The 20,944-nt window shown below is 59.6% G+C and carries 21 protein-coding genes and 1 pseudogene; 11 read left to right on the top strand and 11 right to left on the bottom strand.

Annotated elements, in window-relative coordinates; genetic code table 11:
* The first annotated feature begins 10 nt into the window (after positions 1 to 10).
* A complete protein-coding gene (locus HCU66_RS04895; protein ID WP_205887410.1) occupies positions 11 to 3,049 on the top strand; it encodes a multidrug efflux RND transporter permease subunit in 3,039 nt (1,012 codons plus the stop codon).
* 223 nt (positions 3,050 to 3,272) lie between these two features.
* On the opposite strand, the gene HCU66_RS04890 is transcribed toward HCU66_RS04895, so the two are convergent.
* The 5 genes from HCU66_RS04890 to colR all read right to left on the bottom strand — a co-directional run bounded on the left by HCU66_RS04890 (position 3,273) and on the right by colR (position 6,969).
* Positions 3,273 to 3,500: a hypothetical protein gene (locus HCU66_RS04890; protein ID WP_026331876.1), complete on the bottom strand. Its 228-nt coding sequence runs from the start codon at positions 3,498 to 3,500 to the stop codon at positions 3,273 to 3,275.
* Positions 3,501 to 3,502: 2 nt separating this feature from the next.
* Positions 3,503 to 4,213 (bottom strand): lipopolysaccharide kinase InaA family protein, encoded by a 711-nt coding sequence (locus HCU66_RS04885; RefSeq protein ID WP_205887409.1) that lies wholly within the window; start codon positions 4,211 to 4,213, stop codon positions 3,503 to 3,505.
* 4 nt (positions 4,214 to 4,217) lie between these two features.
* On the bottom strand, positions 4,218 to 4,886 hold the full coding sequence (locus tag HCU66_RS04880) for a class I SAM-dependent methyltransferase (RefSeq protein ID WP_205887408.1): 669 nt from the start codon (positions 4,884 to 4,886) through the stop codon (positions 4,218 to 4,220).
* A gap of 129 nt (positions 4,887 to 5,015) precedes the next feature.
* Entirely contained in the window at positions 5,016 to 6,296 is a 1,281-nt protein-coding gene (locus HCU66_RS04875) for a sensor histidine kinase (protein ID WP_205887407.1), read from the bottom strand.
* Positions 6,286 to 6,969 carry a two-component system response regulator ColR gene (colR, locus tag HCU66_RS04870; protein WP_205887406.1) on the bottom strand — a complete coding sequence of 228 codons (684 nt, stop codon included), beginning with the start codon at positions 6,967 to 6,969 and terminating at the stop codon, positions 6,286 to 6,288. The genes HCU66_RS04875 and colR overlap by 11 nt, the downstream gene beginning before the upstream one ends.
* A gap of 217 nt (positions 6,970 to 7,186) precedes the next feature.
* On the opposite strand from colR, the gene HCU66_RS04865 reads away from it, so the two are divergent.
* Complete coding sequence (locus tag HCU66_RS04865; RefSeq protein ID WP_205887405.1) at positions 7,187 to 7,930, top strand: phosphatase PAP2 family protein; 744 nt, start codon at positions 7,187 to 7,189, stop codon at positions 7,928 to 7,930.
* A 100-nt stretch (positions 7,931 to 8,030) separates the two neighbouring features.
* Here the strand turns inward: HCU66_RS04865 and groL are convergent, their stop codons facing one another.
* The 4 genes from groL to HCU66_RS04845 form a co-directional block, all read right to left on the bottom strand.
* Entirely contained in the window at positions 8,031 to 9,674 is a 1,644-nt protein-coding gene (groL, locus tag HCU66_RS04860; protein WP_105345112.1) for a chaperonin GroEL, read from the bottom strand.
* A gap of 49 nt (positions 9,675 to 9,723) precedes the next feature.
* The gene (locus HCU66_RS04855; protein WP_007898444.1) at positions 9,724 to 10,017 is read right to left on the bottom strand and encodes a co-chaperone GroES; all 294 of its coding nucleotides are present in this window, start codon (positions 10,015 to 10,017) and stop codon (positions 9,724 to 9,726) included.
* Between the two features lie 246 nt (positions 10,018 to 10,263).
* The gene (locus HCU66_RS04850; RefSeq protein ID WP_205887404.1) at positions 10,264 to 10,740 is read right to left on the bottom strand and encodes an FxsA family protein; all 477 of its coding nucleotides are present in this window, start codon (positions 10,738 to 10,740) and stop codon (positions 10,264 to 10,266) included.
* A gap of 66 nt (positions 10,741 to 10,806) precedes the next feature.
* A complete protein-coding gene (locus tag HCU66_RS04845; protein WP_205887403.1) occupies positions 10,807 to 11,538 on the bottom strand; it encodes a HugZ family pyridoxamine 5'-phosphate oxidase in 732 nt (243 codons plus the stop codon).
* Between the two features lie 151 nt (positions 11,539 to 11,689).
* On the opposite strand from HCU66_RS04845, the gene HCU66_RS04840 reads away from it, so the two are divergent.
* The gene (locus HCU66_RS04840) at positions 11,690 to 12,448 is read left to right on the top strand and encodes an SDR family oxidoreductase (RefSeq protein ID WP_205887402.1); all 759 of its coding nucleotides are present in this window, start codon (positions 11,690 to 11,692) and stop codon (positions 12,446 to 12,448) included.
* Between the two features lie 105 nt (positions 12,449 to 12,553).
* On the opposite strand, the gene apbC is transcribed toward HCU66_RS04840, so the two are convergent.
* A complete protein-coding gene (gene apbC, locus HCU66_RS04835) occupies positions 12,554 to 13,648 on the bottom strand; it encodes an iron-sulfur cluster carrier protein ApbC (RefSeq protein WP_205887401.1) in 1,095 nt (364 codons plus the stop codon).
* 227 nt (positions 13,649 to 13,875) lie between these two features.
* On the opposite strand from apbC, the gene metG reads away from it, so the two are divergent.
* From metG to HCU66_RS04795, 8 genes are all read left to right on the top strand, one after another.
* Positions 13,876 to 15,930 carry a methionine--tRNA ligase gene (metG, locus tag HCU66_RS04830; protein ID WP_205887400.1) on the top strand — a complete coding sequence of 685 codons (2,055 nt, stop codon included), beginning with the start codon at positions 13,876 to 13,878 and terminating at the stop codon, positions 15,928 to 15,930.
* 159 nt (positions 15,931 to 16,089) lie between these two features.
* Positions 16,090 to 16,659: an electron transport complex protein RnfA gene (locus HCU66_RS04825; RefSeq protein WP_205887399.1), complete on the top strand. Its 570-nt coding sequence runs from the start codon at positions 16,090 to 16,092 to the stop codon at positions 16,657 to 16,659.
* Positions 16,656 to 17,663, top strand: coding sequence for an electron transport complex subunit RsxB (gene rsxB / locus HCU66_RS04820; RefSeq protein ID WP_205887398.1), 1,008 nt, complete (start codon positions 16,656 to 16,658; stop codon positions 17,661 to 17,663). The genes HCU66_RS04825 and rsxB overlap by 4 nt, the downstream gene beginning before the upstream one ends.
* Positions 17,650 to 18,642 carry an RnfABCDGE type electron transport complex subunit D gene (locus tag HCU66_RS04815; protein ID WP_205887397.1) on the top strand — a complete coding sequence of 331 codons (993 nt, stop codon included), beginning with the start codon at positions 17,650 to 17,652 and terminating at the stop codon, positions 18,640 to 18,642. Before rsxB ends, HCU66_RS04815 begins: the two co-directional genes overlap by 14 nt.
* Positions 18,639 to 19,250 carry an RnfABCDGE type electron transport complex subunit G gene (locus HCU66_RS04810; protein ID WP_205887396.1) on the top strand — a complete coding sequence of 204 codons (612 nt, stop codon included), beginning with the start codon at positions 18,639 to 18,641 and terminating at the stop codon, positions 19,248 to 19,250. The genes HCU66_RS04815 and HCU66_RS04810 overlap by 4 nt, the downstream gene beginning before the upstream one ends.
* Positions 19,243 to 19,857 (top strand): Rnf-Nqr domain containing protein, encoded by a 615-nt coding sequence (locus HCU66_RS04805; RefSeq protein WP_205887395.1) that lies wholly within the window; start codon positions 19,243 to 19,245, stop codon positions 19,855 to 19,857. The genes HCU66_RS04810 and HCU66_RS04805 overlap by 8 nt, the downstream gene beginning before the upstream one ends.
* A complete protein-coding gene (gene nth / locus HCU66_RS04800) occupies positions 19,854 to 20,492 on the top strand; it encodes an endonuclease III (protein ID WP_205887394.1) in 639 nt (212 codons plus the stop codon). The genes HCU66_RS04805 and nth overlap by 4 nt, the downstream gene beginning before the upstream one ends.
* A 107-nt stretch (positions 20,493 to 20,599) precedes the next feature.
* Positions 20,600 to 20,779 carry a PA3496 family putative envelope integrity protein gene (locus HCU66_RS04795; RefSeq protein ID WP_205887393.1) on the top strand — a complete coding sequence of 60 codons (180 nt, stop codon included), beginning with the start codon at positions 20,600 to 20,602 and terminating at the stop codon, positions 20,777 to 20,779.
* Positions 20,780 to 20,870: 91 nt separating this feature from the next.
* Here HCU66_RS04795 and HCU66_RS27050 read toward each other — a convergent pair.
* Positions 20,871 to 20,944 (bottom strand): annotated as a pseudogene (locus HCU66_RS27050) (DNA-binding response regulator); the annotation flags it as partial.

Genomic DNA, 20,944 nt, shown 5'->3' with positions numbered 1-20,944 from the left:
AGGAATCCCCATGGCTTTTACCGACCCGTTCATCCGCCGCCCGGTGCTCGCCACCGTGGTCAGCCTGTTGATTGTGCTGCTGGGCTTCCAGGCCTGGAGCAAGTTGCCGCTGCGCCAATACCCGCAAATGGAAAACGCCCTGATCACGGTGACCACCGCTTACCCCGGGGCCAACGCCGAAACCATTCAGGGTTACATCACCCAACCGATGCAGCAGAGCCTGGCCAGTGCCGAGGGCATCGACTACATGACGTCGGTCAGTCGCCAGAACTTCTCGGTGATCTCGATCTACGCGCGCATCGGTTCCAATAGCGACCGCTTGTTCACCGAGCTGCTGGCCAAGGCCAACGAGGTCAAGAACCAGCTGCCCCAGGACGCCGAAGACCCGGTGCTGAGCAAGGAAGCCGCCGACGCCTCGGCGCTGATGTACATCAGTTTCTTCAGCAAGGAGCTGAGCAATCCGCAGATCACCGACTACCTGTCCCGGGTCATCCAGCCGAAACTGGCGACCTTGCCGGGCATGGCCGAAGCCGAGATTCTCGGCAACCAGGTGTTCGCCATGCGTCTGTGGCTGGACCCGGTGAAACTCGCCGGCTTCGGCCTGAGCGCCAGCGACGTGACCAACGCCGTGCGCCAGTACAACTTCCTCTCTGCCGCCGGCGAAGTGAAAGGCGAGTATGTGGTCACCAGCATCAACGCCAACACCGAACTCAAATCCGCCGAGGCCTTTGCCGCGATCCCGCTCAAGGTAGAGGGCGACAGTCGCGTACTGCTGCGAGACGTGGCGCGGGTCGAGATGGGCGCGGAGAACTACAACTCCGTCAGTTCCTTCGGCGGCACGCCCTCGGTGTACATCGGTATCAAGGCCACGCCCGGCGCCAACCCGCTGGACGTGATCAAGGAAGTGCGCAAGATCATGCCGGAGCTGGAAGCGCAACTGCCGCCGAACCTCAAAGGCGAAATCGCCTACGATGCCACGCTGTTCATCCAGGCCTCTATCGACGAAGTGGTGAAGACCCTGTTCGAAGCGGTACTGATCGTGATTGTGGTGGTGTTCCTGTTCCTCGGCGCTTTGCGCTCGGTGGTGATCCCGGTGGTCACCATTCCGCTGTCGATGATCGGTGTGATGTTCTTCATGCAGATGATGGGCTACTCGATCAACCTGCTGACCTTGCTGGCAATGGTATTGGCCATCGGGCTGGTGGTGGACGACGCCATCGTGGTGGTGGAAAACATCCACCGACACATCGAAGAAGGCAAGACGCCGCTGGACGCCGCGATTGAAGGTGCCCGGGAAATCGCCATGCCGGTGGTGTCGATGACCATTACCCTGGCGGCGGTCTATGCGCCGATCGGCTTCCTGACCGGCCTGACGGGGGCGCTGTTCAAGGAGTTCGCCCTGACCCTGGCCGGGGCGGTGGTGATCTCCGGCATCGTCGCCCTGACGCTGTCGCCGATGATGTGTGCCTTTCTGCTGCGCCATGATGAAAACCCCAGCGGTCTGGCCCATCGCCTGGACGTGATCTTCGAAGGCCTCAAGCGCCGCTACCAGAGTGTGCTTCACGGCACCCTCAACACCCGGCCAGTGGTGCTGGTGTTCGCGGTGATCGTGCTGTGCCTGATTCCGGTGCTGCTCAAATTCACCAAGTCGGAACTGGCGCCAGACGAGGACCAGGGCGTCATCTTCATGATGGCCAGCGCCCCGCAGACGGCCAACCTCGACTACCTGAATACTTATACCGACGAGTTCCTCACGATTTTCAAGGCGTTTCCCGAGTACTACTCCTCGTTCCAGATCAACGGCTTCAACGGTGTGCAATCGGGTATCGGCGGCTTCCTGCTCAAACCCTGGAACGAACGCGACCGGACCCAAATGCAGATCCTGCCCGAGGTCCAGAGCAAACTGGAAAGCATCCCCGGGTTGCAAATCTTCGGCTTCAACCTGCCGTCCCTGCCGGGCACCGGCGAAGGCTTGCCATTTCAATTCGTGATCAACTCGGCCAACGCCTACGAATCGCTGCTGGAGGTGACGGACCGGGTGAAAAAAAGGGCAATGGAATCCGGCAAGTTCGCTTTCGTCGACGTCGACCTGGCCTTCGACAAGCCCGAAGTCGTGGTGGATATCGATCGCGCCAAGGCGGCGCAGATGGGTGTGTCGATGCAGGACCTGGGCGGAACCCTGGCGACGTTGCTGGGTGAAGCGGAGATCAACCGTTTCACCATCGAAGGCCGCAGCTACAAAGTCATTGCGCAGGTGGAACGGCCCTTCCGGGATAACCCCGACTGGCTGAACCATTATTACGTCAAGAACACCAAGGGCGAACTGCTGCCCTTGTCGACCCTGATCACTGTAAGCGACCGCGCGCGACCGCGTCAGTTGAACCAGTTCCAGCAACTCAATTCGGCGATTCTTTCCGGGGTCCCGCTGGTCAGCATGGGTGAAGCCATCGACACCGTGCGCCAGATCGCCCGGGAAGAAGCGCCAGCGGGTTACGCCGTCGATTATGCCGGCGCGTCGCGGCAATACGTTCAGGAAGGCAGCGCGCTGTGGGTCACCTTCGCCCTGGCCTTGGCGATCATCTTCCTGGTGCTGGCGGCCCAGTTCGAAAGCTTCCGCGATCCACTGGTGATTCTGGTGACCGTGCCGCTGTCGATCTGTGGCGCGTTGATCCCGTTGTTCCTTGGCTGGTCGAGCATGAACATCTATACCCAAGTGGGGTTGGTGACGTTGATCGGGCTGATCACCAAGCACGGGATCCTGATCGTCGAATTCGCTAACCAGTTACGCAAAGAGAAAGGCCTGACGCCTCGCGAAGCGGTGGAGGAAGCGGCGGCCATTCGCTTGCGTCCGGTATTGATGACCACGGCGGCGATGGTGTTCGGCATGGTGCCGTTGATCATCGCCACGGGTGCCGGTGCCGTCAGCCGGTTCGACATCGGCACGGTGATTGCGACGGGAATGTCGATCGGAACGCTGTTCACATTGTTCGTGTTGCCGTGCATCTACACGTTGCTGGCCAAGCGCGACAAGCCTGAAGAACACCCATAACCCTGTGTGGCGAGGGGGCTTGCCCCCGTTCGGCTGCGTAGCAGTCGTAAAACCATTGCATGCGGTGTACCTGATACACCGCGATTGCAGGTTTTGGGGCCGCTTTGCGACCCAACGGGGGCAAGCCCCCTCGCCACATAGGCCCGCTCCCACATTGGATTTATGTTGAACCAATAAAAAAGGCCTCGCATTGGCGAGGCCTTTTATTTGGGCTTCAATCTGTTCAACTCTGTGGCCTCAGTCCCTGAGAAAGTCCGAACATGAACAGTAACAAGTCATGATCAGGTTGAGTAGCCACGGGGGCTTTGGCAACCCGGGGCAACGGACAATGCGCGTCACCGTGCACTGAACTGAGGACTTGCGTGCGGGGCTGCTCCCAAGCTGCCACCGCCAATGAAGCAACTGCCAAGGCTCCTGCTAAAAACAAACCTCGTGCAATTTCGAGTTTCATCGCTATAAGCCTTTGATAGCGCTGCCAGACGCCGTCTCGTAAAAATAGACGAGTTTTTTCCAGTCCGTTTCGCTGAACGACGAGTGGCGACGCAATTGCTTCAGGTCATGGGCCGCGGCTCGATGGGCGGTCAAACGCTGCCGACATTTCTCCAGGTCAATCAAGGCCACTTCGACCCTGGCCGACTCGCCTTCACCGGTGACCCGCACGAATACGTGCTTGATGTAGAGGCAGCTGTGCTGCCAACGGCCCTTGTGCATGCGGGCCAGGTTGTCGGCCAACTCCTTCAACACGCGATCATGCACTGCCTCACCGTGACGCTCGCGGCCGCCGCCCGCGTACCAGTGTTCGATTTCCTCAAAGCCATCCAGGGACTTGGTGACCAGTAATGCGCGCCATTTATGGACTGGATCGCGCTGTGCCCCGCAGAAAACGATCTCCGGAACGCGAACGTCGAGCAGGCGCAGGCCGATGAGCGCATCGCGCTCACGCAACACCGTCGGCCGACCGAACGGGTGCAGCCAGCTACGATAGATATGCCCGGTTTGACGCTTGGCGTAGAGCAGCTGTCCATCACTGCCCATGACGCGCTGCACGCCACTTTCTCCACCGCGACGGACGTTGGGTTCTTCTACCCATTCACCGCGCAGGTTCCAGAAGTAGTCGAAGCGGTCCTGAGGAGCGACTTCCGTTGCTGCACATTGCACTGCCATCCTGTTACCTCTTGCGTAATACGTAAACCCGCCACATGGCGTAGAGCGGTAAAAAATCCAGTTGTTCCTGGATCCGGAAACCCGCCTGCTCGAATTCCTTTTCAACCGTGGCAGCCGGTAACACAAATCGATTCTGGTAACCCTCCTGCCCACGCCGTTTCTCGGCGCGCTTGCGTTTCCAGGCCTTGAAATTGCCGTCTACCCACAACGAAACAATCACACTGTCGCGGGTAACGCGCTCGAACTCGCGCAAAATGGCCAGTCGATGCTCGGCTTCACCGATGTGATGAAGCAAGCGCATGCAAAAAATGCTGTCGACTGCGTTATCGGGCAAGGCAATGTCGAATGCAGAAGTGTGCAAGGGTTGTACCCGTTTTACCACGTCGGCCGGCTGCGCCTGCAGAGCAGTCTTCAACATGGACTCCGAGTTGTCGGCTCCGATGATGACACGGTTGTGTTTTTCCGCCAGCAGCGGCCAGAAGCGCCCGGCGCCGCAGGGCAAATCGAGAACCAGGCCAGGTTCACCGGCCAGCGTCAGCGCTTTTCGCGCCAGTTGCTCGTCACGCCAGTGGGACAGTCGGCGGCCGAGTCCCTCCTGGTGCTTGCGCAGATATTTGCGGGCGTGTTGATCGTCGTACTTTTCGGAAAAATCGAGTTTGATCGGGCCAGCCATCACTGCAATCTCCTGAACGTCTGATGACAACCACTTTAGGTAGCGCGGTGTCAGCTTCAGGTCATGCCTTTGTGAAAAATTTGTCATGTAAAACCCGGAATCATTTCAAGGTATTACATGACAACCCAATCAGCTCCGAGACGGACCCAACTCCACCTGAAAACGGCAGCCATTGGGTTCCATGTTCGTCAGGTTGACGGTCCAGCCCTGGTTTTCGCAGATCCTCTGCACCAGCGACAGCCCCAATCCCAAGCCCTCGCCACGCTTCTCGTTGCCGCGCACGAAAGGTTCGAACATCGCCTCGCGCTTTTCCTCGGGAATGCCTACACCACTGTCCTCGACCACGAACCCCGTATCTGTCAGGGTCAAGCGGATAAAGCCATGCTCGGTGTAATGCAGCGCATTACGCAACAGGTTGCCCATCACCGCGTGCAGGAGGGTTGCGTTATAGCGAGTGTCCGGCGGATGACCCAACTCGACGTTCAGCGTCAGGCCCTTGGCTTCGATCGGTTCGCGCCATTGGCAAAGCAACCCGTCGGCCACCTGGCTCAGGGTTTGCTGCGGCGCCATGCTGGCGTCTTCATGCTGTGCGCGAGCCAGCATGAGGAAAGTTTGCACCAACTCGCGCATCTCAGCGCAAGCCCGGGCGATTCGTTCGACCTGGGCACGCCCGCGCTGATCGATACCGGGGTTTTCCAGCAATAGCTCACAGGAACTGGCCAACACCATCAACGGCGTACGCAGCTCGTGGCTGACGTCACTGGTGAACAACCGCTCACGGTTCAACGCCTGACGCAAACGCCCCAGGGTGGCATCGAAGGCCACGGCCAGTTCGCCCACTTCGTCGGCGGCATAGTCCGGAGCCAGTGGCGGCGCCAGGCCCAACAACTGATCGCGATGACGCACCTGACGGGCCAGTCGCACCACCGGCGCCATCACCTTGCGCGCCAGCACCCAGCCCAGAAATACCGCCAGCGCCAGGCTCAGCACGAAGCCCACCAGCACCACGGCAAACAGCACCCGCTCACGCTCTTCGAAATCGCTCTGATCCTGCAACAACACGTAACGCCGACCGTCGACGATTTCGACCATCGCGTGATACGACAACTGCTCACGAAAGACTTCATGAAAACCCGAATCCAGGTGCCGTAAATCCTTGGGCAACTCAAAGTCACCCGGCCCGCCGCTGAAATAGAACAATTGGTCCGGCTCGGGGCGGTGGCTCCAGTCCGACACGCTGTCCATCAGCAACAGGCGCTGCAAATCGCCGCCTAAACCTGCCGAAATCAGTTTCTCTTCCACCAGATGCACGGTCGCTACGATGCCCATGGCGAAGGCTCCCGCGACCAATGCGCTCATCAATGCAAAGGCAATGATGATCCGTTGGGCAAGGCTCTGTTTAAACTCCATCACGGCCCTCGGCCAAGCGATAACCGACGCCGTGCACCGTGTGCAGCAAGGGTTTGTCGAACGGCTTGTCGATCACCTGACGCAATTGATGGACGTGGCTGCGCAAGCTGTCGCTGTCCGGGCAGTCATCGCCCCACAGGGCTTCTTCAAGAATTTCCCGGCGCAGCACGTGCGGGCTTTTCTGCATCAACACCGCCAGCAATTTCAGGCCCACCGGGTTGAGTTTCAGCAAGCGGCCCTGGCGTGTCACTTCCAGGGTATCGAGGTCGTAGCTCAGATCGCCGACCTGCAAGGCGCGGCGACCGCCGCCCTGGGTACGGCGCATGACAGCCTCGATCCGCGCTGCCAGTTCGGACAGGGCAAAGGGTTTGATCAAGTAATCGTCAGCACCCGACTTGAAGCCTTGCAGGCGGTCGTCCAGTTGATCGCGCGCGGTGAGCATGATCACTGGCGTGTCGCGGCGGGCGTCTTCGCGCAGGCGTTTGCACAGGGTGTAGCCGTCGATGCCGGGCAGCATGATGTCGAGCACGATCAAGTCGTAATGCTCGGTGGCCGCTAGGTGCAGGCCTGACAAACCGTCCTGCGCGCAATCCACGGTATAACCTTTGAGCCCCAGATAATCGGCCAGGTTGGCCAGGATATCGCGGTTGTCTTCAACCAACAGAATTCGCATCGGCACCTCCTCCGTACACAGTAGCGGCTGTCTTGGCGCGCAGCTTAAGGCCAAGTGTGACTCAGGGATAGGGTGGCGTGCAGTGGTAAATCCGACAAAGAAAGCCCGAGACGGCCTTAACAACTTTTTCACTATCGATTCACGGGCTGACGACAGAACCCTGTTCAGACTCCGCGCGGAGCGCTCTTCAGAACACTTTACTCATCAAGGAATTGCCATGGTTTCGACCGCTGCCCGCCCCGCTTCCAGGCCACTGAATATCTGGCTGTGCCTGGGAGTGCCCGCCATAGCGGCGATCACCCTGCTGCTGCTCGAGCTGACATCCCTGGACATGGACCTTGCCAAGCTGTTCTATGATCCGGTCGCTGGCGAGTTCATCGGGCGGCACAGTTACTTTCTGGAAAACATCCTGCATGACCGGGCCAAGCAAGTGGTCATTGCCTTTTCGGTGTTCTCCATCCTGGGCTTTGTCGGCTCCTTTTTCATTGAAAGGCTCAAACCGTTCAAACGTGAACTGGGTTGCCTGGTGTTGTCTCTGGCGCTGGCAACTTCCTTTGTCACCCCAGTCAAAGCAGTGACGGCGGTGCAATGCCCATGGAGCCTGGAACAATTCGGCGGGCACGAAACCTACAGCGAACTGCTCAGCCCTCGCCCGCACACCGACAAGCCGGGCCGCTGCTGGCCCGGTGGTCATGCGGCGACTGGCTTCACCCTGTTTGCGTTGTTCTTTGTGTTGCGCGACCGGCGCCCGCGGCTGGCACGCAAGGCATTTGTCTTCGCCTTCACGTTGGGCTCGGTGTTTTCCGTCAGCCGGATGATGCAGGGCGCGCACTTCTTCTCCCACAACGTGTGGACGGCGATTTTCTGCTGGCTGATTTGTCTGGGGGCGTATTACTACATCCTGTACCGGCCGGCTACCAAGGCTGAGCTGGTGAACGAGGCAGAACCGGTCCGCGCCTGAACCGACGCCCTCGCGGTCTCCAGACCTACCAAAATGAAGGCCATAAAAAACCCCGCCAGCTCAACGCAGGCGGGGTTTTTATGTACGGGGTAAGGCTGGCTTACATCATGCCGCCCATGCCGCCCATACCGCCCATGTCTGGCATGCCGCCGCCAGCTGGAGCGTCTTCCTTGATCTCGGCGATCATGGCTTCGGTGGTGATCATCAGGCTGGCAATCGACGAAGCCGCTTGCAGAGCCGAACGAGTCACTTTGGCCGGGTCCAGGATACCCATTTCGATCATGTCGCCGTATTCGCCGGTTGCAGCGTTGTAACCGTAGTTACCCGAACCCTGCTTGACTTTATCGACAACCACGCTTGGCTCGTCGCCGGAGTTGGCAACGATCTGACGCAGTGGCGCTTCAACAGCGCGGCGCAGCAACTGGATGCCAACGTTCTGGTCATCGTTGTCGCCTTTCAGCTCGGAGATAGCCTGCAGAGCGCGAACCAGTGCCACGCCACCGCCAGGTACCACGCCTTCTTCAACGGCTGCGCGGGTAGCGTGCAGGGCGTCTTCAACGCGGGCTTTCTTCTCTTTCATTTCAACTTCGGAACCAGCGCCAACCTTGATCACTGCAACGCCGCCGGACAGTTTGGCCAGGCGCTCTTGCAGTTTTTCACGGTCGTAGTCGGACGAAGTGTCGGCCACTTGCTGACGGATCTGGGTCACGCGAGCCTGAATGTCAGCCTCAACGCCGGCGCCGTCGATCACGGTGGTGTTTTCTTTGGACAGGATCACGCGCTTGGCATTACCCAGGTGTTCCAGGGTGGTGCTTTCCAGGCTCAGACCGATCTCTTCGGAGATCACGGTACCGCCAGTCAGAACAGCGATGTCCTGCAGCATGGCCTTGCGACGGTCGCCGAAGCCTGGAGCCTTGACGGCTGCGACTTTAACGATGCCACGCATGTTGTTCACAACCAGCGTCGCCAGGGCTTCGCCTTCAACGTCTTCGGCCACGATCAGCAGTGGACGGCCGGCTTTGGCAACGGCTTCCAGTACTGGCAGCATTTCGCGGATGTTGGAGATCTTTTTGTCGACCAGCAGGATCAGCGGACCATCCAGCTCGGCGGTCATGGTCTCTGGCTTGTTGACGAAGTACGGAGACAGGTAACCACGGTCGAACTGCATGCCTTCAACAACCGACAGTTCGTTTTCCAGGCCCGAGCCTTCTTCAACGGTGATCACGCCTTCTTTACCGACTTTTTCCATGGCTTCGGCAATGATGTCGCCGATGGAGTTGTCGGAGTTGGCCGAGATGGTACCGACCTGAGCGATAGCCTTGGTGTCAGCGCAAGGCTTGGACAGGGCTTTCAGTTCCTTGACGATCGCGATGGTCGCTTTGTCGATACCGCGCTTCAGGTCCATCGGGTTCATGCCGGCAGCGACGGCTTTCAGGCCTTCGTTGACGATCGACTGAGCCAGAACGGTAGCGGTGGTGGTGCCGTCGCCTGCGTCATCGTTGGCACGGGAGGCAACGTCTTTAACCAGCTGCGCGCCCATGTTTTCGAAGCGATCTTTCAGCTCGATTTCTTTGGCAACAGAGACGCCGTCCTTGGTGATGGTCGGAGCGCCGAAGCTCTTCTCGATGATCACGTTACGGCCTTTTGGGCCCAGGGTCGCTTTTACTGCATCAGCCAGGACGTTGACACCGGCGAGCATTTTCTTACGGGCGGAATCGCCGAATTTAACTTCTTTAGCAGCCATGATCGATATTCCTTAAATACTTTGTAGTAACGGGAAAATGAGCGGGGAATCAGCCTTCGATGACAGCGAGGATTTCGCTCTCGCCGATGACCAGCAGGTCTTCGCCGTCAACTTTCACAGTGTTGCTGCCGGAGTAAGGGCCGAACACAACCTTGTCACCCACTTTCACGGCCAGCGCACGCACTTCACCGTTGTCCAGTGCTTTACCTGGGCCTACAGCGAGGACTTCACCCTGGTTTGGCTTTTCAGCAGCCGAACCTGGCAGGACGATACCGCCAGCGGTTTTCTTTTCTTCTTCGCTGCGACGGACGACGACGCGGTCATGCAGAGGACGAAGCTTCATTGTCGATCTCTCCTAATTGTGGTTTTCATCGGCCGGTGTAGTCCCGGCGGGTTTAACAAATCCGGCGGCGCCGGGTGCGGTTCGTCAAGCGAACCGCGGAAGTCTGTCTGGCGCAATTGCCAGAAACCTTGCGGTGACCGTTACATAAGGGCGTACAAGCCTATTTCAAGGGCGGGGGGCGATTTTTTTTACATCGATGCCCTGAAAACCAACACGGCACCCGAAGGTGCCGTGTCGATGGAAGTGTTACTTGGCGTCGCGGTGTTCGAACTCACCCTCGATCACGTTGGGCTCGCGACCCAGCGGCTGCCGCGGAGCAGGACCGCCCCGTGGCTGAAGGTCATCGGCGAACGCACGCTGACGCATCGCTTGTTCCTCAGCGCGCAGACGCATTTTGTTGGCCAGCAGACGACGAGAGATCGGCAGCAACATGATCAGACCCAGCACGTCGGTGACGAAGCCCGGCAGGATCAATAGACCGCCGGCCAGGGCCAGCATCAGGCCTTCGAGCATGGTCTGGGCCGGCAGTTCGCCGCGGGTCAGACTTTCACGGGCACGCAGCGCAGTAGCCAGACCGGCGATGCGCAGCACGAACACGCCGAGCATCGAGCCGAGAATGATCAGCAGCAGGGCCGGGAAAAACCCGATCGCCCCGCTGACCTTGACGAATACGAACAGCTCCAACACCGGGAACAGTACAAAGAGCAACAAAAAAGGGCGCATCAAATGGTTCCTCAACGCAAGAATGCCTTGCCAGTCTTCCTTAGATGACGTCGCCGTTTCGTGAATTCAAGCGTCGGCCACTTCATTTTTCGGCCAATGCTCGGCGTGAGCCAGGAAAACCAAGGCTTCCCGGACTTGTGTCGGCGTATTACAGGGCGCTTGAAACGGCAGCCAGTAGATCCCCTGACCGATGCGCAAGTGCATGCCTTCGGTGTCGATGCCGACCAATTGCGCCGGCACGGTTTTCGGCAGGCCCGCCAGGTCGACGTAGTGGGCGATGGTTTTGGCATGATCGGTATTCATGTGCTCGACCATGCTCACTTCGGCTTTGCCGACGAACGGGTTGGCGAGGGTCAACTGATCGATCCAGTGAATCGCGCCGAAGCCGCCGATGTAACGGTGGCGTACCGGTTTGAGCACCCAGAAATCGAAATCGTGGGCCTTGTGATAGTTCTGCGAATCCGGGAAATAGCGGTAGTAACGCTGGGCTGCCGTTTCAATAGTTTCGGCGTCTTCAAGCTTTTGCGCCTCTGCCAGGTAAGTCAGGCGACCAACGGCTTGTATGTCTTCTGCCCCGCGTTCCCCCACCAGCAGCGAACATTTCGGATCTTTCTGTAGATTGTGAGTGTGCTGAGCGATGCGACTGATAAGGATCAGAGGCCGCCCCTGTTCATCCAGGCAGTAAGGAACCACGGAGCCAAACGGAAAACCGGGCATCGATTTAGAGTGCGTCGACAGCACTCCACGGTATTCCTTGAGAAGCAATTCTCGGGCGTGCTTAGCAACTTTGATGCTCAATTTATGACTCCTTATGTAGAATCCGTCGAGAACGGACGGACAACTGGGCTAAAGTTCTCAGGACGCCATCGGGCAGTTCTCATGTGCGGCCGGCCCGCGCAAGAGAGGCCTACAAGAAATCCACCTCTGACCAGCTAACGGGGGCATGCGAATGCAACTCACTGACAAAGTAATCATAATTACCGGCGGTTGCCAGGGTTTAGGCCGTTCCATGGCCGAGTATCTTGCAGGTCGTGGCGCGAAGCTGGCCCTGGTGGACCTGAACCAGGAAAAACTCGACGCCGCCGTCGCGGCTTGCAAGGCCAAGGGTGTCGAGGCCCGAGCCTACCTGTGCAACGTCGCCGATGAAGAGCAAGTGACCCACATGGCCGCCCAAGTGGCCGATGACTTTGGCGCGATCCATGGCCTGATCAACAACGCCGGTATTCTGCGCGATGGCCTGCTGCTGAAGGTCAAGGACGGCGAAATGACCAAGATGAGCCTGGCCCAATGGCAGGCGGTGATCGACGTCAATCTGACCGGTGTGTTCCTGTGCACCCGTGAAGTCGCGGCGAAAATGGTCGAGCTGAACAACAGCGGCGCGATCATCAATATCTCGTCGATCTCGCGCGCCGGCAACATCGGCCAGACCAACTACTCCGCCGCCAAGGCCGGTGTCGCCGCGGCAACCGTGACCTGGGCCAAGGAACTGGCGCGCTATGGGATTCGCGTGGCGGGCATTGCGCCGGGATTCATCGAAACCGAGATGACCCTGAGCATGAAACCCGAAGCGCTGGAAAAGATGACGTCAGGAATTCCGCTCAAGCGCATGGGCAAACCCGAAGAGATCGCCCAATCGGCGGCCTACATTTTCGAGAACGATTACTACACGGGTCGGATTCTGGAGTTGGATGGCGGGTTGCGTATCTAAGATCAAAAGATCGCAGCCTCGCTTCGCTCGACAGCTCCTACATGGATTGGCTTACACCTGTAGGAGTTGTCGAGCGAAGCGAGGCTGCGATCTCTTTTCAGCGGATCAATCGTCGCTGACGGTGATGTTCGGCATCGCCGGCGTCGCGGCTTCCTGCAGCACAATCCGCGCGCCGACATGGCGGGCCAGTTCCTGGTAAACCATCGCAATCTGGCTGTCAGGCTCGGCGATCACCGTTGGCTTGCCGCCATCGGCCTGTTCGCGAATCAGCATCGACAGCGGCAACGAAGCCAACAGTTCGACACCGTACTGATTGGCCAGCTTCACACCACCGCCCTCACCGAACAGATGCTCGGCATGCCCACAGTTGGAGCAGATGTGCACGGCCATGTTCTCGACCACGCCCAGCACCGGGATATTGACCTTGCGGAACATCTCCACGCCTTTGCGTGCGTCCAGCAATGCCAGATCCTGCGGAGTCGTCACGATCACCGCACCGGCCACCGGGACTTTCTGCGCCAGGGTCAGCTGGATATCGCCGGTGCCTGGCGGCATGTCGATGACCAGGTAATCCAGGTCGCCCCAGGCCGTTTGCGTGACCAGTTGCAACAGCGCACCGGACACCATCGGCCCGCGCCAGACCATCGGTGTATTGTCGTCGGTCAGGAACGCCATGGACATCACTTCGACGCCATGGGACTCGATCGGCACGAACCATTTCTGATCCTTGACCTGAGGGCGGGTGCCTTCGGGGATACCGAACATGATGCCCTGGCTCGGACCGTAGATGTCCGCGTCCAGAATCCCCACGTTGGCGCCTTCACGAGCCAGGGCCAGGGCCAGGTTGGCAGCGGTGGTGGACTTGCCCACGCCGCCCTTGCCGGATGCCACGGCGACCACGTTCTTGACGTTGGCCAGACCCGGAATCTGCGCCTGGGCCTTGTGCGCGGCGATCACGCTGGTGATCTCGACGCGGGCCGTGACCACGCCGTCCAGGCCTTCGATGGCCAGTTGCAGCAACTGCGCCCAGCCACTCTTGAACAGACCGGCGGCATATCCCAGCTCCAGCTGGACGCTGACGCGATCGCCCTGGATATCGATGCTGCGCACGCACCCGGCGCTGACCGGGTCCTGGTTCAGGTAAGGGTCGGTGTATTGGCGAAGGACGGCTTCCACCGCTGCGCGATTGACGGCGCTCATGGGCAACTCCGATAGCAAGACTGGAAAATCAGGGGGGTATCCTAACCGTTCTGTCGTCTGGACGGCATGCTTTCAGAATATGACAAATATCCCATGGCCAGACGCGCCCTGTAGCAGCTGGCGAAGCCTGCTGCTACAAAGGTCCGTGGAGACTGGCCGTGGGGGTGAAAAATATGCGCCGGCGCTTTATAGTGGCCGACCTCCGTTTCATCAAGTAGCCGAGCCCCATGTCCGAGCCACGCAAGATCCTCGTCACCAGCGCCCTGCCCTATGCCAATGGTTCGATCCACCTCGGCCATATGCTGGAATACATCCAGACCGATATGTGGGTGCGCTTTCAGAAGCACCGCGGCAACCAATGCATTTATGTCTGCGCCGACGACGCCCATGGTTCGGCCATCATGTTGCGCGCGGAAAAGGAAGGCATCACTCCGGAACAACTGATCGCCAACGTCCAGGCGGAACACAGCGCCGACTTTGCCGAGTTCCTGGTGGACTTCGACAACTTCCACTCCACTCACGCCGAAGAAAACCGTGAGCTGTCGAGCCAGATCTACCTGAGGCTGCGCGACGCCGGGCACATCGCCACGCGCTCGATCACGCAGTACTTCGACCCGGAAAAGAAAATGTTCCTGGCCGACCGCTTCATCAAGGGCACTTGCCCGAAATGCGGCACCGAAGACCAGTACGGCGACAACTGCGAAAAATGCGGCGCCACCTACGCGCCGACCGACCTGAAGGATCCGAAGTCGGCCATCTCCGGCGCCACCCCGGTGCTCAAGGATTCCCAGCACTTTTTCTTCAAGTTGCCGGACTTCCAGGAAATGCTGCAAGCCTGGACCCGCAGCGGCACTCTGCAAGAGGCCGTGGCCAACAAAATCGCCGAATGGCTGGATGCCGGCCTGCAGCAGTGGGACATCTCCCGCGATGCGCCGTACTTCGGCTTCGAGATTCCCGATGAGCCGGGCAAATACTTCTACGTGTGGCTGGACGCGCCGATCGGCTACATGGCCAGCTTCAAGAACCTGTGCAACCGTACGCCGGAGCTGGACTTCGACGCGTTCTGGGGCAAAGACTCCACCGCCGAGCTGTACCACTTCATCGGCAAGGACATCGTCAACTTCCACGCCCTGTTCTGGCCAGCGATGCTCGAAGGCGCCGGTTTCCGTAAACCGACCGGCATCAACGTGCACGGGTACCTGACCGTCAACGGTCAGAAGATGTCCAAGTCCCGCGGCACCTTCATCAAAGCCCGGACCTATCTGGATCACCTGTCGCCGGAATACCTGCGCTACTACTATGCGGCCAAGCTGAGCCGTGGCGTCGATGACCTGGACCTGAACCTCGAAGACTTCGTGCAGAAGGTCAACTCGGACCTGGTCGGTAAAGTCGTCAACATCGCCAGCCGTTGCGCCGGTTTCATCCACAAAGGCAATGCTGGTGTGCTGGTGGCCGGCAACGCCGCGCCGGAGCTGACCGAAGCGTTCCTGGCCGCAGCGCCGAGCATCGCCGAGGCCTACGAGGCTCGCGACTTTGCCCGGGCCATGCGCGAAATCATGGGCCTGGCCGACCGTGCCAACGCCTGGATCGCCGACAAGGCGCCGTGGTCGCTGAACAAACAGGAAGGCAAGCAGGATGAAGTCCAGGCCATTTGCGCCCTGGGCATCAACCTGTTCCGCCAACTGGTGATTTTCCTCAAGCCGGTGCTGCCGCTGCTGGCCGCCGATGCCGAGGCGTTCCTGAACGTCGCACCGCTGACCTGGAACGACCACGCCACCTTGCTCAGCAACCATCAGCTGAACGAGTTCAAACCGTTGATGACCCGCATCGACCCGGTAAAAGTGCAAGCCATGACCGACGCCTCGAAAGAAGACCTGACCGCCAGCCAGACCGACACCGGCGAAGCCGCCGCGCCTCAAGGCAACGGCGAGCTGGCCAAGGATCCGCTGTCGCCGGAGATCGAGTTCGATACCTTTGCCGCGGTCGACCTGCGCGTCGCGCTGATCCTCAAGGCCGAAGCCGTCGAAGGTGCCGACAAGCTGTTGCGCCTGACCCTGGACATCGGTGACGAGCAACGCAACGTGCTCTCCGGGATCAAGAGCGCCTACCCGGACCCGGCCAAGCTTGAAGGTCGCCTGACCATGATGATCGCCAACCTCAAGCCCCGCAAAATGAAATTCGGGATCTCCGAAGGCATGGTGATGGCGGCCGGTCCTGGCGGTGAAGAAATCTACCTGCTGAGCCCCGACAGCGGCGCCAAGCCAGGTCAGCGCATCAAGTAAGGTTCTGCGCTAAACCGATCCCACAGTCGTGCCCCGTGCGACTGTGGGATTTTCATGTCTGGCCCCCCCTCCTTCCTTGCCGGATAATGCCTAATCTCTTTTTAGAGAGCTCTTTTATAAAGAGCCCCTTTAGAAAGCCCTGTTCTTGCCGGCACGATCATGACCGAGATACTGCTTACGCTTATCAGCGCTGCCCTGATCAACAACCTCGTGTTGCACTGGCCGTTGGGCGTCGATCCGGTACTGGGCAGCGAGCGGCGACAGGTCCATGCATTGGGCATCGCGACGACGTGCCTGATGTTGATCGTCGGCACACTCGGCCATGGTCTCTACCACTGGCTGCTGGTGCCGTTGGGGCTGACATCATTGCGTCTATTCGTGTTCCTGCCGCTGAGCGTTCTGCTGATCAGCCCATTGCTGACGCTGCTTGCACGGTCATTTACAAAGCTTTCATTCGATGGCCTCTGGCCTCTGCTGCTGGGCAATGCCGGCGTGCTTGGGCTGGCCTTGCTCAATGCTCAGGACGACAAGGGATTTTTCCACGCCATCGCCCTGAGCCTTGGCGCCGGGCTGGGATTCTGGCTGGTGCTGGGTCTGTTCAGCGATTTGCGCCAACGCACACTCGATAACGATGTTCCCCTGCCCTTTCGCGGCCTGCCGATCGAATTGATCGGTGCCGGATTGATCGCGGTGGTTTTTCTCGGATTCAGCGGGCTGATCAAAACATGAGTCTGATTCAACGCATCGACGCCCTCCTGCCGCAGACCCAATGCGGCAAGTGTGGCCACCCCGGATGCAAACCCTACGCCGAAGGCATCGCCAGCGGCGAGCCGATCAACAAGTGCCCACCGGGCGGCAGCGAAACCATCGCGGCCCTGGCCGACCTGCTGAAAGTGCCGGTGCTGGAACTGGACGTCAGCCGCGGCTCGGCACCGGCGCAGATCGCGTACATCCGCGAAGCCGAATGCATCGGCTGCACCAAGTGCATCCAGGCCTGCCCGGTCGACGCCATCGTCGGTGCGGCGAAATTCATGCACACGGTCATCGTCGACGAATGCACCGGTTGCGACCTCTGCGTGGCGCCCTGCCCAGTGGATTGCATCGAGATGCATCCGTTACCGCTGGCCACGGTGCTGCCGATTGTCGGTGGGCTGGCGTTCAGCCCGGAGGAACAGCAGGCCCGGGCCGCCAAGCGCAATCGTGCGCGACGTCGCTTCGAACAGCGCAATGCCCGTTTACACCGCGAAGAGGAACAGAAACTTGCCGAACGTCAGGCCCGCGCCCAGCGCGCCGTGCAACACAGTGAAGTGACGCTCGACCCGGTTCAGGCCGCGCTCGAGCGCGTGCGTGCACAGAAGGCTGCCAATGCCGATGCGGCACTGAAAAAGGCCAAGGTCGATCTGGCGATGAGTCGGGCGCAACTGAATAAATCGCTCAAGGCTTTCGGGCATCCGCCGACCTTCGAACAGCAATCGCAACTGATCGTGCTGCAACAGCAATTCGAAGCCGCCGAGCAGGCGCTGGCGCAGCTGGAAAGCAGTGCGCCGCCGGTCTCTGCGCCGCCTGCTCCGGCGAACGATGCCGAGCTGAAACGGGCGAAAATCCAGTTGGCCATGCGCCGCGCCGAACTCAAGAAAGCTCAGACCAGCGAAGCACCGACCGAACAGATCGAAGCGTTGCAACGTGCGCTCAGCGAAGCCGAGCGCCAGGTGGATGCCTATGCCGCCCCTTGAACCGGTGGACGAACGCCTTCAGCAGGCCATGAAGCTGGTGTTGCTGGCCACCGTACCCGGAATGTTGATGTTGTTCTGGCTGTACGGTTGGGGGGTATTGATCAACCTGATCCTGGCGGCGGCTACCGCACTGGCCGTTGAAGCGACGGTGCTGCAACTGCGCAAGCAACCGGTAAAACCGACAGTGAGCGATGGCAGTGCGCTGGTCAGCGCAACCCTGCTGGCATTGGCCTTACCACCTTATTGCCCATGGTGGCTGACAGTCAGCGCAGCGGCATTCGGACTTTTTTTTGGCAAGCAGCTGTACGGCGGCGTCGGCAAGAATCCGTTCAACCCGGCGATGCTCGGTTTCGCGCTGGTCCTGGTGACGTTTCCCCAGCAAATGACCCATTGGCCGACGTCCCATGGCATGGACTTGCTCGGTGGTTTGCAACAGGTGTTCGGCTTCAGTCTCGGCCAGACGCCCGATGCGTGGGCCCAGGCCACGGCGCTGGACAGCCTGCGAATCAACAAAAGCCTGACCATGGACGAACTGTTCGCCGGCAACCCGGCATTCGGCCATTTCGGCGGTCGCGGCGTGGAATGGGTCAACCTGGCCTTTCTGGCCGGCGGTGCGTTTCTGCTGCAACGACGGGTATTCAGCTGGCATGCGCCGGTCGGCATGCTCGCCAGCCTGTTCATCATCAGTCTGTTGTGCTGGAACGGTACGGGCTCTGACTCCCATGGCTCGCCACTGTTTCATCTGCTCACCGGCGCGAGCATGCTGGGTGCCTTCTTCATCGTGACGGAACCGGTATCCGGAGCGAAAAGTCCTACCGCCCGGTTGCTGTTCGGCACAGGCGTGGGATTGCTGACTTACCTGATTCGGACGTGGGGCGGGTATCCGGATGGGGTGGCGTTTGCGGTCCTGCTGATGAACCTCTGTGTACCGGCGCTGGAGCGGTTTGCCGCGTCCAGACAACAGCAGGTTGCCCCATGAACAGAGCGACAAGCGTGGTGATCGTCATGTTGCTGGCAGGCTTGGGAGTGGGCGCGACTTACCTCGCGCAGCACACCAGCGCCGCGCGCATTGCCGCTGAACAACGCCTGATCGACAGCCGCAATTTGCTGGACTTGCTAGCGCCCGACAGCTACGACAATCAGCCACTGAAACAGCCCCTCAGCCTCGAAAGCACTCGCTTGGCCAACAGCACGCTGCTCGGTGGCTATCTGGCCTCCAAGGCGGGCCAGCCGAGCGCTGTATTGTTGCGCAGCCAGACTCTGGGCTACACCGGTTCCATCGACTTGCTGATCGCCATCGACACCCATGGCAAGTTGCTGGGGGTCAAAACCCTCAAGCAATCGGAAACCCCGGGGCTGGGTGGCAAGCTCGCCGAGTGGCCCAATGCCTGGCTTCAGATGTTTACCGGCAAGTCGCTAACCGAACCCGATGACAAGGGCTGGGCCTTGAAAAAGGACCAAGGGCAATTCGATCAGATCGTGGGCGCGACCATCACCTCAAGAGCGGTGATCAACGCCACCCATGACGCGTTGCGCTACTTCGATGAGCACCGGCAACCGCTGATCGGGAGCAGTGCCCATGAATAAGTCATTGTCCCTGCAGAACTCGCTGATGCTAACGCCTTTGATCGGTGGCACTGATTCATTGGTAACGGCCCTGGGCTTGTGGCTGATATTCGTCCTGGTGCTCAGTGCTTATGGTGTGAGCATGGGCGCCTTGCGCTCGCGACTGATTCCGGCAACACATTTGCTGGCCGGTCTCGTGCTGGCTGCCACGCTGAACAGTTGCGCGGAACTCGCCATGCAAGCTTGGTCGCTCCAATGGCACCAGCATCTGGGTTTCTATGCCGGATTGATCGCCTTGCAATGCGTCGTGCTGGAACACAACGGTTTTTTCCAGAGCACAGGGCGTGATCGCCTGCGCCTGTGTGGCCTGTTCGGCGCCTTGATGATCGTCCTGGGTCTGCTGCGCGAGCTCATCGGCAACGGGACACTGGGTAGCCATCTGTCCTGGCTGGCCGGTGCTACGCAACCGGACTGGCAAGGTTGGGTGCTCACCGCCGACGGTGGCCTGCGCCTGGCCACGCTGGCCCCTGGCGGGTTTATTCTGCTGGGACTGCTGATCGCCGCGCGTCAGGCCTGGCCCCTTCCGACGCCCTCATTGACCTCCCTCGAGGAAACGCATCGCCCATGAATGCCGCAAAACGCCTGGAAATTTTCCGCAGGTTTCACGAAGACAATCCTGAACCGAAGACCGAACTGGCCTATTCCTCGCCGTTCGAACTGCTGATCGCCGTGATTCTCTCGGCGCAATCGACCGATGTCGGCGTCAACAAGGCCACCGCCAAACTGTTCCCGGTGGCCAATACGCCGGCGGCGATTTATGCCTTGGGCGTCGAAGGGCTGTCGGAGTACATCAAGACCATCGGCCTGTTCAACAGCAAAGCAAAGAACGTGATCGAAACCTGTCGCTTACTGGTGGAGCGCCATGGAGGTGAAGTGCCGCAGACCCGCGAGGCGCTGGAAGCGTTGCCCGGCGTCGGTCGCAAGACCGCTAACGTGGTGCTCAATACCGCCTTTCGTCAGCTGACCATGGCCGTGGACACCCATATTTTCCGGGTCAGCAACCGTACCGGCATTGCACCGGGCAAGAATGTGGTCGAGGTAGAGCAGAAACTGATGAAATTCGTGCCCAAGGAATATCTGCTCGACGCCCATCACTGGCTGATTCTCCACGGACGCTACGTTTGCCTGGCTCGCAAGCCGCGTTGTGGCAGTTGCCGAATCGAGGACTTGTGCGAATACAAGCAAAAGACCTCGGACGATTGAGGTGCTATTAGTTTTTTTGATTAGCCGATTGAAAAAATCTTTTTTACCCGCCGGGAAATTGTCGATATAAGGGGCGCCAAAGGCAGTCTTAGCCTGGAGTTAACCCTATGAGCACTGGCAAAGAGCAATTGGACGTAGAAGACGATTTCACCCCCGTTGAGGCCGATGACGCGGAAACGGTGGTGGAAGTAGCGAAGACCAACCTGAGCAAACGCCGCACCATCGACAATCTGCTGGAGGAGCGCCGACTGCAAAAGCAATTGGCCGATTACGATTTTGACCTTTGACACTTAAAAGCCTCCCGAAACGGAGGCTTTTTACTAAGTGCCGATCTCCGATAAACGCCCGTTCATCGCGCCTCGTCAAATGCTGGCGTACTCATACCAAGCCATTGCGTTGGGCCAATTCGATGAGATCCACCAGTGAGCGAGCATTGAGTTTCAGCAACAGGC

The organism is Pseudomonas frederiksbergensis, assembly GCF_017114915.1.
Lineage (GTDB): Bacteria > Pseudomonadota > Gammaproteobacteria > Pseudomonadales > Pseudomonadaceae > Aquipseudomonas > Aquipseudomonas frederiksbergensis_I.
This window is presented reverse-complemented; position numbering and strand designations above follow the sequence as displayed.

Coding starts and splice junctions, on each gene's coding strand:
- groL (WP_105345112.1), bottom strand. CDS start 9,674: ATGGCTGCTAAAGAAGTTAAATTCGGCGATTCCGCCCGTAAGAAAATG.
- HCU66_RS04825 (WP_205887399.1), top strand. CDS start 16,090: ATGACCGAGATACTGCTTACGCTTATCAGCGCTGCCCTGATCAACAAC.
- HCU66_RS04795 (WP_205887393.1), top strand. CDS start 20,600: ATGAGCACTGGCAAAGAGCAATTGGACGTAGAAGACGATTTCACCCCC.
- metG (WP_205887400.1), top strand. CDS start 13,876: ATGTCCGAGCCACGCAAGATCCTCGTCACCAGCGCCCTGCCCTATGCC.
- nth (WP_205887394.1), top strand. CDS start 19,854: ATGAATGCCGCAAAACGCCTGGAAATTTTCCGCAGGTTTCACGAAGAC.
- HCU66_RS04815 (WP_205887397.1), top strand. CDS start 17,650: ATGCCGCCCCTTGAACCGGTGGACGAACGCCTTCAGCAGGCCATGAAG.
- HCU66_RS04890 (WP_026331876.1), bottom strand. CDS start 3,500: ATGAAACTCGAAATTGCACGAGGTTTGTTTTTAGCAGGAGCCTTGGCA.
- HCU66_RS04840 (WP_205887402.1), top strand. CDS start 11,690: ATGCAACTCACTGACAAAGTAATCATAATTACCGGCGGTTGCCAGGGT.
- HCU66_RS04805 (WP_205887395.1), top strand. CDS start 19,243: ATGAATAAGTCATTGTCCCTGCAGAACTCGCTGATGCTAACGCCTTTG.
- HCU66_RS04875 (WP_205887407.1), bottom strand. CDS start 6,296: ATGGAGTTTAAACAGAGCCTTGCCCAACGGATCATCATTGCCTTTGCA.
- apbC (WP_205887401.1), bottom strand. CDS start 13,648: ATGAGCGCCGTCAATCGCGCAGCGGTGGAAGCCGTCCTTCGCCAATAC.
- HCU66_RS04880 (WP_205887408.1), bottom strand. CDS start 4,886: ATGGCTGGCCCGATCAAACTCGATTTTTCCGAAAAGTACGACGATCAA.
- HCU66_RS04895 (WP_205887410.1), top strand. CDS start 11: ATGGCTTTTACCGACCCGTTCATCCGCCGCCCGGTGCTCGCCACCGTG.
- colR (WP_205887406.1), bottom strand. CDS start 6,969: ATGCGAATTCTGTTGGTTGAAGACAACCGCGATATCCTGGCCAACCTG.
- HCU66_RS04850 (WP_205887404.1), bottom strand. CDS start 10,740: ATGCGCCCTTTTTTGTTGCTCTTTGTACTGTTCCCGGTGTTGGAGCTG.
- HCU66_RS04885 (WP_205887409.1), bottom strand. CDS start 4,213: ATGGCAGTGCAATGTGCAGCAACGGAAGTCGCTCCTCAGGACCGCTTC.
- HCU66_RS04865 (WP_205887405.1), top strand. CDS start 7,187: ATGGTTTCGACCGCTGCCCGCCCCGCTTCCAGGCCACTGAATATCTGG.
- HCU66_RS04855 (WP_007898444.1), bottom strand. CDS start 10,017: ATGAAGCTTCGTCCTCTGCATGACCGCGTCGTCGTCCGTCGCAGCGAA.
- rsxB (WP_205887398.1), top strand. CDS start 16,656: ATGAGTCTGATTCAACGCATCGACGCCCTCCTGCCGCAGACCCAATGC.
- HCU66_RS04810 (WP_205887396.1), top strand. CDS start 18,639: ATGAACAGAGCGACAAGCGTGGTGATCGTCATGTTGCTGGCAGGCTTG.